Raw genomic sequence first — 411 nt, 5'->3', positions numbered from 1 at the left:
CATGGAACACCTCCGGTACGTAGCGGTTAACACGCGGCAGCCCGCCGCATTGAATAGCTATACTACCCAATCTTTCGCACAGCACACAAAATCAAAGTAGTTAATTTGGGACGGGGCTTTTTTGACTACTTTCAGTAGGTAAGAAAAAAGCCCCGAGGCAACGCCCCAGGGCTCTTCACAGTTTTGATGGTGGACCTGACAAGATTCGAACTTGTGACCTCCCGGTTATCAGCCGGACGCTCTAACCAACTGAGCTACAGGTCCATCGCGCAAGGGATATATTAGACGAGTCGTTACGCGCACGTCAACAACTTTTTTGAAAATCTTTGGAGGGGTTCGCCCCGGTCGCCCGGCGGCATATGAAGTCGCCTGCTCGGACAGTCCTGACTCGCACGGAGAGCACATTAAGTG

Annotated in this window: 1 tRNA gene; it reads right to left on the bottom strand. The window is 52.1% G+C overall.

The features are described from left to right. Positions 1–187: 187 nt before the first annotated feature. Positions 188–264 (bottom strand) — tRNA-Ile (locus DW037_RS10210). Positions 265–411 lie beyond the last annotated feature (147 nt).

It is taken from the genome of Collinsella sp. AF39-11AT (assembly GCF_003474585.1).
Taxonomy (GTDB): domain Bacteria; phylum Actinomycetota; class Coriobacteriia; order Coriobacteriales; family Coriobacteriaceae; genus Collinsella.
The sequence above is the reverse complement of the archived record's forward strand: the minus strand, read 5'-3'. Positions and strand labels throughout refer to the sequence as shown.